The sequence below is a fragment of the Streptomyces hygroscopicus subsp. hygroscopicus genome (assembly GCF_030269125.1).
Lineage (GTDB): Bacteria > Actinomycetota > Actinomycetes > Streptomycetales > Streptomycetaceae > Streptomyces > Streptomyces hygroscopicus_C.
Window position 1 is genome coordinate 432204 of record NZ_BSSM01000005.1, and the last position, 14057, is coordinate 446260.

Annotated in this window: 12 protein-coding genes and 1 pseudogene; 10 read left to right on the plus strand and 3 right to left on the minus strand. The window is 73.7% G+C overall.

Going from position 1 to position 14057, the window contains the following annotated elements; genetic code table 11:
• Positions 1-154 precede the first annotated feature (154 nt).
• Positions 155-1927: a S9 family peptidase gene (locus QSK45_RS15055; RefSeq protein WP_285557109.1), complete on the plus strand. Its 1773-nt coding sequence runs from the start codon at positions 155-157 to the stop codon at positions 1925-1927.
• Between the two features lie 70 nt (positions 1928-1997).
• Here QSK45_RS15055 and QSK45_RS15060 read toward each other — a convergent pair whose 3' ends face one another.
• Together QSK45_RS15060 and QSK45_RS15065 are read right to left on the minus strand one after the other, a co-directional pair.
• Positions 1998-3794, minus strand: coding sequence for a potassium channel family protein (locus tag QSK45_RS15060; RefSeq protein ID WP_285557110.1), 1797 nt, complete (start codon positions 3792-3794; stop codon positions 1998-2000).
• A 133-nt stretch (positions 3795-3927) separates the two neighbouring features.
• On the minus strand, positions 3928-5982 hold the full coding sequence (locus QSK45_RS15065) for an NAD(+) synthase (protein ID WP_285556967.1): 2055 nt from the start codon (positions 5980-5982) through the stop codon (positions 3928-3930).
• Between the two features lie 103 nt (positions 5983-6085).
• Here QSK45_RS15065 and QSK45_RS15070 point away from each other — a divergent pair, with 103 nt between their 5' ends.
• From QSK45_RS15070 to QSK45_RS15105, 8 genes are all read left to right on the plus strand, one after another.
• Positions 6086-6373 (plus strand): metal-sensitive transcriptional regulator, encoded by a 288-nt coding sequence (locus QSK45_RS15070; protein ID WP_285556969.1) that lies wholly within the window; start codon positions 6086-6088, stop codon positions 6371-6373.
• A 182-nt stretch (positions 6374-6555) separates the two neighbouring features.
• Positions 6556-7221: a vitamin K epoxide reductase family protein gene (locus QSK45_RS15075; RefSeq protein ID WP_285556971.1), complete on the plus strand. Its 666-nt coding sequence runs from the start codon at positions 6556-6558 to the stop codon at positions 7219-7221.
• 87 nt (positions 7222-7308) lie between these two features.
• Positions 7309-8085: an SseB family protein gene (locus QSK45_RS15080; RefSeq protein WP_285556973.1), complete on the plus strand. Its 777-nt coding sequence runs from the start codon at positions 7309-7311 to the stop codon at positions 8083-8085.
• Between the two features lie 238 nt (positions 8086-8323).
• Positions 8324-9997 carry an aa3-type cytochrome oxidase subunit I gene (gene ctaD, locus QSK45_RS15085; protein ID WP_285556974.1) on the plus strand — a complete coding sequence of 558 codons (1674 nt, stop codon included), beginning with the start codon at positions 8324-8326 and terminating at the stop codon, positions 9995-9997.
• A 2-nt stretch (positions 9998-9999) separates the two neighbouring features.
• Positions 10000-10542: a hypothetical protein gene (locus tag QSK45_RS15090; protein WP_285556977.1), complete on the plus strand. Its 543-nt coding sequence runs from the start codon at positions 10000-10002 to the stop codon at positions 10540-10542.
• Between the two features lie 639 nt (positions 10543-11181).
• Positions 11182-11454 (plus strand): hypothetical protein, encoded by a 273-nt coding sequence (locus tag QSK45_RS38530; RefSeq protein WP_490993571.1) that lies wholly within the window; start codon positions 11182-11184, stop codon positions 11452-11454.
• A gap of 157 nt (positions 11455-11611) precedes the next feature.
• Complete coding sequence (locus tag QSK45_RS15100; protein WP_285556979.1) at positions 11612-12286, plus strand: hypothetical protein; 675 nt, start codon at positions 11612-11614, stop codon at positions 12284-12286.
• 172 nt (positions 12287-12458) lie between these two features.
• Positions 12459-13133, plus strand: a complete 675-nt coding sequence (locus QSK45_RS15105; protein WP_285556981.1) for a sigma-70 family RNA polymerase sigma factor — start codon at positions 12459-12461, stop codon at positions 13131-13133.
• A 302-nt stretch (positions 13134-13435) separates the two neighbouring features.
• Here QSK45_RS15105 and QSK45_RS38535 read toward each other — a convergent pair whose 3' ends face one another.
• Complete coding sequence (locus tag QSK45_RS38535; RefSeq protein ID WP_490993572.1) at positions 13436-13696, minus strand: hypothetical protein; 261 nt, start codon at positions 13694-13696, stop codon at positions 13436-13438.
• Positions 13697-13704: 8 nt separating this feature from the next.
• On the opposite strand from QSK45_RS38535, the pseudogene QSK45_RS15115 reads away from it, so the two are divergent.
• Positions 13705-14043, plus strand: a pseudogene (locus tag QSK45_RS15115) (ATP-binding cassette domain-containing protein); the annotation flags it as partial.
• Positions 14044-14057 lie beyond the last annotated feature (14 nt).

Genomic DNA, 14057 nt, shown 5'->3' on the forward strand with positions numbered 1-14057 from the left:
GCGGCGCTCCGCGTACTCATGGCGCGAAAGTTATCCACAGGCTGTGCCCACCCGCCGCACAATTGTCGCCGGGGCCAGGCAGTATGGGCGCATGACTGGGGCCAAGACTGAGAGCACGACGCCGAGCGCACCGCAGACGCCGGGCAGCGCGGACATGCCGGACTGGGAGAAGCGGTTCCGCGCACCGCGGGTGTCCCTGCCCGACTGGGCCGAGGACGCACCCGACCGCTCGCTGTTCGTGTCGAACGCGACGGGGACGTACGAGCTGTACGCGTGGGACCGCGCCACGGGCGAGCAGCGCCAGGCCACCGACCGGCCGAACGGCACGACGGACGGCACGCTCTCCCCCGACGGCGCCTGGATCTGGTGGTTCGACGACAAGGACGGCGACGAGTTCGGCGTCTGGCGCCGCCAGCCCTTCACCGGCGGCCCCGACGAACCGGCCGTCCCGGGCCTCGCCCCCTCCTACCCGGCGGGCCTCGCCCTGGGCCGCGACGGCCGCACCGCCGTCGTCGGCCGCTCCACGGACGAGGACGGTACGACGATCCACCTGGCCCGCGCGGGCGCGGACCCGGTCGAGATCTACCGGCACCGCGAGTCCGCGGGCGTCGGCGACCTCTCGCACGACGGCTCCCTGATCGCCATCGAGCACACCGAGCACGGCGACGCGATGCACGCGGCGCTGCGCGTGCTGCGCCCGGACGGCTCGACGGTCGCCGAGCTGGACGACACCAAGGGCGGCTCCGAGGAGCTGGGCCTGGAGGTGCTGGGCTTCGCCCCGGTCGACGGTGACACCCGGCTGCTGATCGGGCACCAGCGCCGGGGCCGCTGGGAGCCGCTGGTGTGGGACGTCGCCACGGGGGAGGAGACCGACCTCGCGCTGGAGCTGCCCGGTGACGTCAGCGCCGAGTGGTACCCGGACGGCTCGGGCCTGCTGATCGCGCACGGTTTCGAGGCCCGCAGCGAGCTGTTCCGTTACGACCTGGCGAGCCGCGAGCTGACCCGCGTCCCCACCCCGCCCGGCACGGTCTCCGGGGCGACGGCGCGGCCGGACGGCAGCGTCGAGTACCTGTGGTCGTCCGCCGCCGAGCCGTCGGTGGTGCGGTCCACCTCCGGCGGTGTCGTCCTGGACCCGCCCGGCATGAAGTGCCCGCCGTCGGTGCCGGTGGAGGACGTGTGGGTGGAGGGCCCCGGCGGCCGCATCCACGCCCTGATCCAGAAGCCCGCGGGCGCGACCGGCCCCCTGCCGACCGTCTTCGACCTGCACGGCGGCCCGACGTGGCACGACAGCGACTCCTTCGCCTCGGGCCCGGCCGCCTGGGTCGACCACGGGTACGCGGTGGTCCGCGTCAACTACCGCGGCTCCACGGGGTACGGCCGCGCGTGGACCGACGCCCTCAAGCACCGGGTCGGCCTGATCGAGCTGGAGGACGTGGCGGCGGTCCGCGACTGGGCGGTCTCCTCGGGCCTCGCCGACCCCGAGCGGCTCGTCCTCACCGGCGGCTCCTGGGGCGGTTACCTCACCCTCCTCGGCCTCGGCACCCAGCCGGAGTCCTGGGCGGTGGGCATCGCGGTCGTCCCCGTCGCGGACTACGTCACGGCGTACCACGACGAGATGGAGGCCCTGAAGGCCATGGACCGCACCCTCCTCGGCGGCACCCCCGAGGAGGTCCCGGAGCGCTTCGAGGCATCCTCCCCGCTCACCTACGTGGACCGCGTCAAGGCCCCGGTCTACATCTCCGCGGGCGTCAACGACCCCCGCTGCCCCATCCGCCAGATCGACAACTACGTCCACCGCCTCCAGTCCCGCGGCACCCCCCACGAGGTCTACCGCTACGACGCCGGCCACGGCTCCCTGGTCGTCGACGAGCGCATCAAGCAGGTGGCCCTGGAACTGGACTTCGCGAGGAGGCACCTGCCGGCGTGACGGCGCCCGGCCGCTCCGGGCCGCCCGCCGCTCCCTCCCGCGTCCGCCCGGAGGGGGCCGGCGGGCGGGGTCACCGGAGGGCGGCCAGGCCCTGGCGGGTGATGGCGAGGACGACGCGGTCGGCCTTGGTCAGGACGTGGTCGGGCGGGGTGTCGGTGCGGCCGGCGAGAGCCAGGACCCGCCAGGCACCGGGGCGGAAGGCGTCGCGCACCGTCCGGCCCTCCAGCATGGGATGACCGTCCACGTCGACCGCGGCGAACAGCAGCACCTGCCGTTCCACCGCGACCGCGCCGAGCACCTGCCGGCCGAGCATCGCCCCCGCGAAGGCCGGCGCCGCCAGGTGCGTCACGCTCCGGCTCCGGGTCAGCGCCCGCGGGTAGGCGGCACGCAGGGTCCGGTACACCGCCGTGGCGAAGTCGTCGTCGTACAGCCGTAGCACCACCCGCAGATCCGGCCGGACCGTCCGGGCGTAGAGCACCGCCTCCAGGTTCGTGGTGTCCGCGCTGGTCACGGCGAGCAGCGCCTGCGCCCGGTGGATCTTCGCGGACTCCAGCACCCCCTCCTGCGTGACGTCTCCGAGCACCACCGGCACCCGCAGCCGCCGCGCGGTCGCGAGCCCCCGCGCCTCGGGGTCGGACTCGACGCACACCACGGGCACGTTCAGCTCCCGCAGCCGCGTCAGCACCCGCGTGCCGATCTTGCCGAGTCCCAGCAGCACCACGTGCCCGCCCAGCCCCCGCGGCGGCTTCCGCAGCGAGGTGGCGGTACGGAACGTGCCCAGCGCCTCCAGCACCGCGGCCAGCAGCACCGGCAGCAGCAGCAACCCGACCAGCGCCGACAGGAGTTGGAGCAGCTGGCGGCCGATCCCCGCCCCGAGCGCGGGATCGTCGATGGCGAACATGTCGAGCAGCGTCAGGTAGAAGGCCCGTACCGGGTGGATCCGGGTCACCGCCCACAGCGCGATCGCCAGCGCGAGCACACACCCCACCAGACCGGCCAGCGACCACCGCAGCCGCCGGGAGAACAGCGAGGCGAGCGACGAGACGAGGCCCGTCCCGCGCCCCGGCGCCGCCGACTGCGGTCCGGCCGCCGTCGAGACCTGCTCCAGCACGACGGCCGTGCGCCCGGCGGCCCCCCGTACCTCCTCGTCGTCCGGCAGCAGCCGCGGCTGGTCCCCGCCGGTGACGCCGGCGGGGTCGCTCACCGACAGCAGGGCCAGGGTGTGCAGCCCGGAGTCGGCCGGCAGCGGCCGCTCCACCGCGCGCAGCAGCAGCCCCTCGGTCTGTACGACCTTGCTGGTGCCCGCGAGCGCGGTCGCGGCCAGCGCCGGCGCCGCGGTGTCGGCGTCGGACAGCACCGTGGTGGACGCCTCCCGGCCCCCGTCGCCCCCGCCCCCGTACGCCAACGCGGCCGCCTGGTCGAGGAGTTCCTCGATGTGCTGGCCGAGCCGCCGGTTGTAGAGCCGCAGGACCAGCCGCAGCCGGGGATTGAGCCGGCGCGCGGTCAGCGCGGCACGGATGTTGGTCTCGTCGTCGTCGTGCACCAGCGCGAGCGCGGTCGCCCGCTCCACCCCGGCCTCGGCGAGCACCGCCTCCGTCAACTCCACGGCCTCCAGCACGGGTTCGCCGCCCGCCGTGCCGGCCGTGGTCGCCGTGCCCGGCGCGGCGGCCACCACGGGGCGGACGCCGACCGCCGCGTTGACCACCCGGTCCAGCAGCGCCGCCGACGCGGCCCGCGCCCGGCCGACCACCGGTGGTCTCGCCGCCCGCTCGCTCGGCGGCACCACCAGGGTGACCTGCTCGCCGTACACCCCGCGCAGCTCGGCCGCCAGCCGGTGCGCAAGTCCGTCGTCCCCGCACACCACCATGTGGGGTGCGCCGGGTCCCCCTTGAAACGGAACGCTCGCCACGAGGGGAAAGACTGCCTCAGGAAGAAGACCGGTTCCATAGCGGCGGGCCGAACGCGCGTGACGGACAACCGCGTTCGACCCGCCACGCCCGTCAGCGCCCGGCCGCCGCCTTCTCGAAGTCGAAGCGCGCCAGATCCGCGAGCCACACCCGGGCGTTGCCGTCCGACGGGGCCCGCCAGTCGCCGCGCGGGGAGAGCGAGCCGCCGGCCGAGACCTTGGGGCCGTTCGGCATCGCCGAGCGCTTGAACTGGGCGAACGCGAAGAAGCGGCGGCAGAACACCTCCAGCCAGCGCACGATCTCCGCGAGGTCGTACGACCCCCGCTCGGCCTCGGGGAAGCCCGGCGGCCAGGCGCCCGATTCCGCGTCGTGCCAGGCGTGCCACGCCAGGAAGGCGATCTTCGAGGGGCGCAGGCCGTAGCGCAGCACGTGGAAGAGGGTGAAGTCGTGCAGCGCGTACGGGCCGATCTTCGACTCGGTGGACTGCATCTCCTCGCCCGGCACCAGCTCCGGACTGATCTCGGTGTCCAGGATCGCGGCGAGGATCGAGCCGGTCTCCTCGTCGAACTGGCCGCTGCTGATCACCCAGCGGATCAGGTGCTGGATCAGCGTCTTGGGCACGCCCGAGTTGACGTTGTAGTGGCTCATCTGGTCGCCGACGCCGTACGTCGACCAGCCGAGCGCCAGCTCGGACAGGTCGCCGGTGCCGAGCACGATGCCGCCGCGCTGGTTGGCCAGCCGGAACAGGTAGTCGGTGCGCAGGCCCGCCTGGACGTTCTCGAACGTGACGTCGTACACCGGCTCGCCGGCGGCGAAGGGGTGGCCCATCTCCTTGAGCATCAGCCGCGCGGTCGGCGTGATGTCCAGCTCGGCCGCGGTGACGCCGAGCGCCCGCATCAGCCGGTGGGCGTTGTCCTTGGTGTGGTCGCTGGTGGCGAAGCCGGGCAGGGTGAAGGCCAGGATGTCGCTGCGCGGGCGTCCGGCGCGGTCCATCGCGCGGGCGGCGACGATCAGCGCGTGCGTGGAGTCCAGACCGCCGGAGACGCCGATGACGACCTTCGGGCCGCCGATCGCCCCGAGCCGCTGCTGGAGGCCCTCGACCTGGATGTTGTACGCCTCGTAGCAGTCGAGGGCGAGCCGGTCGGGGTCGGCGGGCACGAACGGGAAGCGTTCGAGTCGGCGCCACAGTCCCAGGTCGCCGGTGACCGGCGGGTCGAGCAGGAAGGGGACGGTGCGGAAGTCCGCGGTGCGGGCCGCGTGCGTACGGCGGTTGTCGTCGAAGCTGCCCATCCGCTGCCGCTCCTGGCGCAGCAGGTCGAGGTCGACGTCGGCCGCCGCGAACTGTTCGCCGAGCGGGAAGCGCTCGGACTCGGCCAGCAGCACCCCGTTCTCGTAGATCAGCGTCTGGCCGTCCCAGGACAGGTCGGTGGTCGACTCGCCGAGACCGGCCGCCGCGTAGACGTACGCGCCGAGGTAGCGGGAGGAGGCCGAGCGGCACATCAGCTTGCGGTCCTCGGCCCGGCCGACCGTGATCGGGCTGCCGGAGAGGTTCGCGAGCACGGTCGCGCCGGCCAGCGCCGCCTCCGCGCTCGGCGGCACCGGCACCCACATGTCCTCGCAGATCTCCGCGTGCAGCACCAGACCGGGCACGTCGTCGGCCGTGAACAGCAGATCCACGCCGAACGGCACGTCCGCGCCGCCGACCCGGATGGTGCCGCCGCGTTCGTCGTCGCCCGAGGCGATCTGGCGGCGCTCGTAGAACTCCCGGTAGTTCGGCGGGTACGACTTGGGCGCCACGCCGAGGACCCGGCCGCGGTGCACGACCACCGCGCAGTTGTAGATCCGGTTGCGGTGGCGCAGCGGGGCGCCGACGACCAGCACCGGCAGCAGGTCCGCCGATCCGGCGACCACCTGCTGGAGGGCGTCCTCGACCGCGTCGAGCAGCGGGTCCTGGAGCAGCAGGTCCTCGATCGAGTAGCCGCACAGCACCATCTCCGGGAAGACGGCGACGGCGACGCCCTCCTCGGCGCACCGGCGCGCCTGGCGCAGGACCGATTCGGCGTTGGCGCCCGGGTCGGCGATGACGGTGTGGCCGGTGCACGCGGCGACGCGCGCGAAGCCATGCTGATAGATCGACCAGAAGTTCACAGGGGGAAGCCTAGGACTTCTGCCGCAAGGGGGACGCAGCCGCTCGCCTTTGCCCCGAACCCGGACGTACAGTACCCCTAGGGGTATATACCGAGGAGTGAGCGTGGAACTGGAGCTTGAGGGCGCGTCCCTGAAGTCCGTGCTGAACCGGCTGCGCCGCGCGCAGGGCCAGATCTCCGGGGTGATCCGGATGATCGAGGAGGGGCGGGACTGCGAGGACGTCGTGACCCAGCTGGCCGCCGCCTCGCGCGCGCTCGACCGCGCCGGTTTCGCGATCATCGCGACCGGGTTGCAGCAGTGCGTGGCGGACATCGAGTCGGGGCGCAAGGACGGGGAGGACGCGGAGGCGATGAAGGCGCGGATGGAGCGGCTGTTCCTGTCACTGGCCTGACGTCCGCAGGGGGGTGACGCCGGCGTCGGCGTGGCGTCGGTGCCGGCGGGTGCCCTCCGCCCGCTCCCGGGGGGACCTCGAACACCCGCGCACGGGCCGTTCGGCCCTTGCCCGCCCCCGTACGCCCTGACTTCACTGGTCCGTCGGCCCCCGACCTCCACCGGCAAGGCGGAACACGTCCGATGACCAGTGACACGACCACCGGCGCCACCCCTCAGCAGCGGGACCGGCGGAGCGCCGATCCGATCCCGGCGGAGACCACGGCCACGGCCACCGCCTCCCGCGCGTTCGCCTGGCTGCTGATCGTGACCGGAGCGCTCGGCATCCTCGCCTCCTTCGTGATCACGATCGACAAGATCCAGCTGATCCAGGACCCGCACTTCACCCCCTCCTGCAACCTCAGCCCGGTGCTGTCCTGCTCCAACGTGATGCGCAGCGCCCAGGCATCCGTCTTCGGCTTCCCCAACCCCCTCCTGGGCCTCGCCACCTACCCCGTCGTGGTCACCGTCGGCTTCGCCCTGCTGGCCGGCGCCCGCTTCCGGCGCTGGTTCTGGCTCGGCCTCAACGCGGGCACCCTGTTCGGCGCGGGCTTCTGCATGTGGCTGATGAGCCAGGCCCTGTACGACATCGGCGCGCTGTGCCTGTGGTGCTGCCTGGCCTGGGCGGCCACCATCGCGATGTTCTGGTACACCACCGCGCACAACCTGATGCACGGCGTCATCCGCGCGCCGCGTGCCGTGGTGGCGGGCGTGCTGGAGTTCCACTGGGTGGTGCCGCTCACCTGGTACCTGGGCATCGTGATGCTGATCGCCACGCGATGGTGGGACTACTGGGGCTCGTTGCTCTGACGGAGCCTCTCCGGGAGGCACCAAGGGCCGAACGACCCCACCGATCGGCCCTGCCGCCCGCCCCCCGCGCCCGGTTAGCGTCGCGCAATGCAGCGCAAGAACATCCCCGACCCGGGCTTCGCGGGCGACGACGGCTCACCGGAACCCCGCCTCGCCGCCGCCCTCTCCGCATGGTCCGAGACCCGCTCCGTCACGGCGGAGACCGACCTGCTCGCCCTGCTCGCGGACGCCCGCCTGCTGGTCCCGATCATCGCCGTCCTCGGCGAGACGGAGATCGGCCCGGACGGCCGCAAGGGCGAGAAGACGAGCGACATGGCGGTCGCCACCCTGCACCTGCCGGACGGCCGCCGCGGACTGCCGGCCTTCACCAGCCTCGACGCGCTGGCCCGCTGGCGCCCCGACGCCCGCCCCGCACCGGTCCCGGCCTGCAAGGCGGTCGAGGCGGCCTGGCACGCGGGCGCCGAGACCCTCCTGGTCGACATCTCGGGGCCGGTCTTCTACGAACTCTCCGGCGCCGCCCTGCGCGCGGTCGCCGAACGCCGTCCGCACCTGCCCCCGTCGCACGACCCCGAGATCGCCGGGACCCTGCGCACGATCCTGGCCCGCCACCCCGCCGTACACCGGGCCCATCTGCTGCCGGCCACCGGCGACACGGACGCCCGGCTCGTCGTCGTACCGCCCCCGTCCGAGCCGGACGACCAACCGCCCGGGGCCGCCCACCACCTGGCGGACGCCGTGCGCGACCTGGCCGCCGACCTGGCCGCGGACCCGCTGCTGCGGGTGCGCCTGGACCGGGGCCTGGAGCTCGCGGTCGTACCCGGGGACCGGGCGGTCCCCGGCTCGCCCCTCTACCGCCGCCACTGACCGGCGGACACGCGTCGACGACCGGCGAGCGCCCGGAAAAAGGGGCCGCTCGGCCCTACCGGGAGGCGTACCCGGGACTGTTCAGCCCTATCGGCGAGGGGTGTCCCCGGGCCGATCATGTGGCGGGCCGGGAAGCGCCGGGTCCACAACCCGCACGCGTGGCGCTTCCCGGCCCCGCTCCGACATGCACAGCTGGGAGGGACGCCATCCGGTGGACGAGGCACAGATACACAACGTGATGACCGAACGGCCGAGCGCCGAGGTCACCGCGGCCGGCGAGCAGCAGCCGGCCGTACGACGCGCACGGCCCTCGTGGATCCAGTGGTTGACGACCACGGACCACAAGCAGATCGGGACGATGTACCTGGTCTCGTCGTTCGTGTTCTTCCTGATCGGAGGCGTGCTGGCGCTGCTGATGCGCGCCGAGCTGGCCCGGCCCGGACTGCAGATCATGTCGAACGAGCAGTTCAACCAGGCCTTCACCATGCACGGCTCGATCATGCTGCTGATCTTCGCGATGCCGCTGTTCACCGGCTTCGCGAACTGGATCATGCCGCTCCAGATCGGCGCGCCCGACGTGGCGTTCCCCCGGCTGAACATGCTGGCCTACTGGCTGTACCTGTTCGGCTCGCTGATCGCGGCGGGCGGCTTCCTGGCGCCCGACGGCGCCGCGGACTTCGGGTGGTTCCTGTACGCCCCGCTGTCCGACGCCGTGCACTCGCCTGGTATCGGCGCCGACCTGTGGATCATGGGCGTGGCGCTGTCCGGCTTCGGCTCGATCGCGGGTGCGGTCAACTTCATCACCACGATCATCTGCATGCGCGCGCCCGGCATGACCATGTTCCGCATGCCGATCTTCGTGTGGAACGTGCTGCTGACCGCGCTCCTGGTCCTGATCGTCTTCCCGGTGCTGGCCGCGGCCCTGTTCGCGCTGGAGTGCGACCGCAAGTTCGGCAGCCACATCTTCGACGCGGCCAACGGCGGCGCGCTGCTGTGGCAGCACCTCTTCTGGTTCTTCGGCCATCCGGAGGTCTACATCCTGGCGCTGCCGTTCTTCGGCATCGTCTCCGAGATCGTCCCGGTCTTCTCCCGCAAGCCGATGTTCGGCTACATGGGCCTGATCGGCGCCACGATCGCCATCGCCGGTCTGTCGGTCACCGTCTGGGCGCACCACATGTACGTCACCGGCGGCGTGCTGCTCCCCTTCTTCTCGTTCATGACCTTCCTGATCGCGGTCCCGACGGGCGTGAAGTTCTTCAACTGGATCGGCACCATGTGGAAGGGCTCGCTGAGCTTCGAGACCCCGATGCTGTGGGCCACCGGCTTCCTCGTGACCTTCGTCTTCGGCGGCCTGACGGGCGTGATCCTCGCCTCCCCGCCGATGGACTTCCACGTGTCCGACTCGTACTTCGTCGTGGCCCACTTCCACTACACGATCTTCGGTACGGTCGTGTACGCGATGTTCGCCGGATTCCACTTCTGGTGGCCGAAGTTCACGGGCAAGATGCTGGACGAGCGGCTCGGCAAGATCACCTTCTGGACGCTGACGGTGGGCTTCCACCTCACCTTCCTCGTGCAGCACTGGCTGGGCGCCGAGGGCATGCCGCGCCGGTACGCCGACTACCTGGCCACCGACGGCTTCACCGCCCTCAACACCGTGTCCACGATCGGCTCGTTCCTCCTCGGCCTCTCCCTCCTGCCGTTCTTCTACAACGTCTGGAAGACCGCCAAGTACGGCGAGCCGGTGGGCGTGGACGACCCCTGGGGCTACGGCCGTTCGCTGGAGTGGGCGACCTCCTGCCCGCCCCCGCGGCACAACTTCACCACCCTGCCCCGCATCCGCAGCGAGTCCCCGGCGTTCGACCTGCACCACCCGGAGATCGTGGCCCTCGAGGCCGAGGCGGCGAGGTGACCGTGCCGCACCCCGTACTGGCCCTGGCCACCACCGCGGTGACGGCCTCCGGCTGCGTCTGGTACCTCCCGGCCCTCGCCGACCTCCGCGCGGGCGCCGACCGCCCCCTGTCCCGCCGCGTGCGGGCGGCGTCCTGCGTGACGGCCTGGTCGACGGCGGCGGCGGTCGCGGTGCTCCTCTTCACGACGGGTCCCTGGAAGTGGCCGGTCATGGCCGCCGCGGCCGGCACCTTGCTGGCCCTGTCCCTGCTCGTCTGGTCGTCCGTCCGCCACTTCCGGGAAACCCACGAAGCGGCCACCCACTGGACGGAGCTGAACCCCGACCAGGCCCCGCCGGCCCCCGACCGCACCCGCCACGTGGTCGCCGTCCTCCTGACGGCCGGCCTCACCGCGGCCGCGGCCACGGCCGTCCTCCACCTGGCCGCCGGCCCCACCACCCCCGGGGCCTGGGTCGCCACCATCACCACCCCCACGGCGATCCTGGCGCTGTTCATCGTCCTGGCCGCCACCCACACCCGGTCCCACCACGACCGCCGTCCCCACTGACCACCCTCCCGTCCCCACCAGGGCGGGGCGCACTCCCTCAGCCGGCAGGTGCGCCCCGCCCGCCTCTCTTCCCCGGTGGAGGCGGCCGGGCGCCGACCGCCGGACGGGGTGCACGGGCTCCCGGCGCCGCGGAGTGGCGTGCGCCATACACCTGTTCAGGAACCGGGCCGCGGACCGGCCCGACTCCTGAGCCGGTACGGATCGAACCGGCTGACGCCGTACGGACGTGATCTGGAGACGCGGCTGATGGACGAGTCCCGGCGATCCCCTTCCGGCGCGGCGCCCCGCCGCGGCGGTTCGCACCCCCGCCGCCCCCACTCTGGCGGCAACAGCCTGCGGCTGCGCGCCTGGCAGCCCTCGCCCGCCCGGAGGCGCACCCGATGACCGAGCGGAACCCCTGGCGGCCGTCGCGCCGCCGGCTGACCGACGCGCTGACCGCGGCTCCGGCCCCGGTGGCCGCGTGCGGCCTCGCCCTGGGCGGCCTCGCCCTGGGCTGCCCGGCCGCCTGGGCCGGGGCCGGGAAGGCGGGCAGCACGGCGCGGATCACCGTCCCGGCCGGGCGGGTCTACCTGCCGTACGGGAACACCACGGAGACCGCCGCCGTCTTCGACCGACCTCGGCGGGGCGGACGACCGGCCGGTGAGGGTGACGTCCGTCGTGGCGCCCGGCGAGATCGGTCCCGGCCGGCACCGCACGGCCGGCGGGACGGCCGCGTACGAGGAGTGCGTGGACGCGGTGACGGTCCCCGCCGGCGGTGCGCTGTCCGTGTCGCCGCACGGCGTGGAGGTGACCCTGCGGGCCGGGGCCGGCCGGCGGACGGGGGACCTCGTGCCGTTCACGCCGCACTTCGGACGCAGCGCGCCGGTCGAGGCGATCGCGGTGGTGGTACGCCCCGGCGACCGGCCCTCGTGACCAGGTGCCGCCGTCGGGTGGTCACGGCCGGCGGCGGCACCCGCCGCGCGCTGTCCCCGGCGTCCGCAGGCCGGTGTCCTGCTCCTCCCGCTCCGCCGGATATAGGTCGGCGTACCCCCGTATGGCGGCCGAAGCCCGGATGCGATGATGAGGCGCCATGACAGCAGGGTGGTGTGCGCGCACGATCCGGGCCGCGGTGTTCGCGGCCGTCTGCGTGCTGCTCGCCGCCCTGGGCCACGTCCTGATGTCCGGCAGCGACGTGCCCGCGTGGGCGCTGGGGGCCGGCCTGGCCGTGACCGGTGCGACGGGCTGGTGCCTGGCCGGGCGCGAGCGCGGGCTGCCGTCGGTCGTGACCGTCGCCGTCGCCGCGCAGACGGTGCTGCACGAGGCGTTCTCGTACGCCCAGTCGATGCGCGCGCCGTCCGGTGCGCCGGCCCCCATGGACATGGGCCCGACGCGGACGGACCCCATGGGCACCGGGCACATGGACATGAGCCACATGGACATGAGCCACACGGGCATGAGCCACATGGATCACATGGGGCTCTCCGCGGACGGCGGTTCGGCGTCGTTCGGGATGTTCGCCGCCCACCTGTTCGCCGCGCTGCTGTGCGGCCTGTGGCTGGCGTACGGCGAGAGGGCCGCCTTCCGGATCCTGCGCGCGGCGGCCGGATGGCTGATGGCGCCGCTGCGCCTGCTGCTCGCCCTGCCCACCACCCCGGACCGCCCGCGCGTCCGTCCGCGGCGCCGCCGCTCGGACCGGGCGCCGCGCCTTCTCCTCGTCCACGCGATCACCTCTCGGGGTCCGCCGGTGGGGACCGCTGTCGCCTGACGACAGCAGGTTCCCCGGGGCCGCCGGCTCTCCGTGCGCCTCGGGCCACGGCCGTACGACCACGCGGGCGTCGTGGCGCCCTCGCGGCGTAGGGCCGTCTCCCCACACCAGCGGACCGTGCGCCGCCGCGCGCCACCGGTCCGGATCACGGTTGACCCGAGAAGGACATCAAGTGGTTACCTCTGCCCTGCCCACCTCGCGCGCGACGGGCGCCGAACGCGCCGCGGCTGACGAGACGACGGCGCCCGACGAGTCGATCACCGCATGGGCGCTGGCCGCCCGCAGCGGTGACGCGGACGCGGTCGAGCAGTTCGTGGGCGCCCTGCACCGGGACGTGCAGCGCTATGTCGCCCATCTGTGCGGTGATCCCCAGGCTGTGGACGACCTCGCGCAGGACACGTTCCTGCGGGCGCTCGGCAGCCTGCACCGGTTCGAGGGACGTTCCTCGGCGCGGGCCTGGCTCCTGTCCATCGCCCGCCGCGCGGTGATCGACAGTTACCGCCGGGCCGCCGCCCGGCCACGCCTGACCGACGTGGCGGACTGGCAGCTTGCCGTCGAGCTGGCCCAGCCCTGCGACCTGCCCGGCTTCGACGACGGCGTCGTCCTGCTCGATCTCCTGGCCTCGCTGCCCGACGACCGCCGGGACGCGTTCGTCCTCACGCAACTGCTCGGCCTGCCGTACGCGGAGGCCGCGGCGGTCAGCGACTGCCCCATCGGCACCGTCCGCTCCCGCGTGGCCCGAGCCCGCGCGACCTTGATGGAGCTGCTGGAAGACGGGGGCGGGGGCAGCACCCCGCACCCCCTCAAGGCCGTGAGGGGGGCCGGGTCCGCCGCGCTGGCGGCCTGACGAGCCAGGAGGGTGCCGGTGCCGCGGACGCCGGCACCGGCACCCTCCGGCGGCACCGGGTCCACGACTCGTACGCCGGCCGAACGGGAACCCGACCGCCGTCCGCGCCGACTTCCGGGGCGGGTGACGGGGGCTCGCCCGCGTACCGGGGGATCCGGGAGTTGTGCGACGGGTTCAGGACGCGTGCGGGGCGGTACGGCGGCTGTCGTGCTCGGCGGCCTGCCGGCGGCGGGCTGTGGCGGCGGGGGGAAGGACTCCGGCGGCGAGGGCGCGGCGAGGACGGGCGACACGGCCGGCGGCGGTCACCCCGTGACCGTCACCGACTGCGCGGGTGCGAGGACGACGTTCACCGGCACCCCGAAGAAGATCGCCACCAGCAACGCCTCCGGCCAGGAACCGCTGCTCCGGCTCGGCGCCGGCGACCGGGTGATCGGCACCGGTTTCCCGCCCGGCAAGAGCACCCTGCCCGGCGCCCTGGACGCGCGGGCCCGGAAGGTGAAGGCGCTCGGCCGGACCGTCGTCCCGAAGGAGAGGCTGCTCGGCTCCGGTGCCGACCTCTGCATCGACACCATCGCAGCGCCCGGACGTCCTGGTGCTGGACGAGCCGGCCAACCACCTCGACGTCCGCCACCAGGTGGAACTGCTCGCCCTGCTGCGCGCCCGGCGCCGCACGACCCTGGTGCCGCTGCACGACCTCAACGCCGCCGCCTCCGCCTGCGACCGCCTGCACGTCCTGCACGCCGGGGCGGTCGTCGCCTCCGGACCGCCCCGCGAGGTGCTCACGCCCGCCCTGATCGCCGAGGTGTTCGGGGTGCGGGCGGCGGTCGCCGACCATCCCCGCACCGGCGATCCGCTGATCGCCTTCGGCCTCTCCACCGCGGGTCCGTACCCGCCCGCCCCGGCGCGCTGATTTCCGGCCGGTGC

Excerpts from the sequence above, each read along its gene's own strand:
- QSK45_RS15055 (WP_285557109.1), top strand. The coding sequence starts at position 155 with ATGCCGGACTGGGAGAAGCGGTTCCGCGCACCGCGGGTGTCCCTGCCC.
- QSK45_RS15060 (WP_285557110.1), bottom strand. The coding sequence starts at position 3,794 with ATGGTGGTGTGCGGGGACGACGGACTTGCGCACCGGCTGGCGGCCGAG.
- QSK45_RS15075 (WP_285556971.1), top strand. The coding sequence starts at position 6,556 with ATGACCAGTGACACGACCACCGGCGCCACCCCTCAGCAGCGGGACCGG.
- QSK45_RS15080 (WP_285556973.1), top strand. The coding sequence starts at position 7,309 with ATGCAGCGCAAGAACATCCCCGACCCGGGCTTCGCGGGCGACGACGGC.
- ctaD (WP_285556974.1), top strand. The coding sequence starts at position 8,324 with ATGACCGAACGGCCGAGCGCCGAGGTCACCGCGGCCGGCGAGCAGCAG.
- QSK45_RS15100 (WP_285556979.1), top strand. The coding sequence starts at position 11,612 with ATGACAGCAGGGTGGTGTGCGCGCACGATCCGGGCCGCGGTGTTCGCG.
- QSK45_RS38535 (WP_490993572.1), bottom strand. The coding sequence starts at position 13,696 with ATGCAGAGGTCGGCACCGGAGCCGAGCAGCCTCTCCTTCGGGACGACG.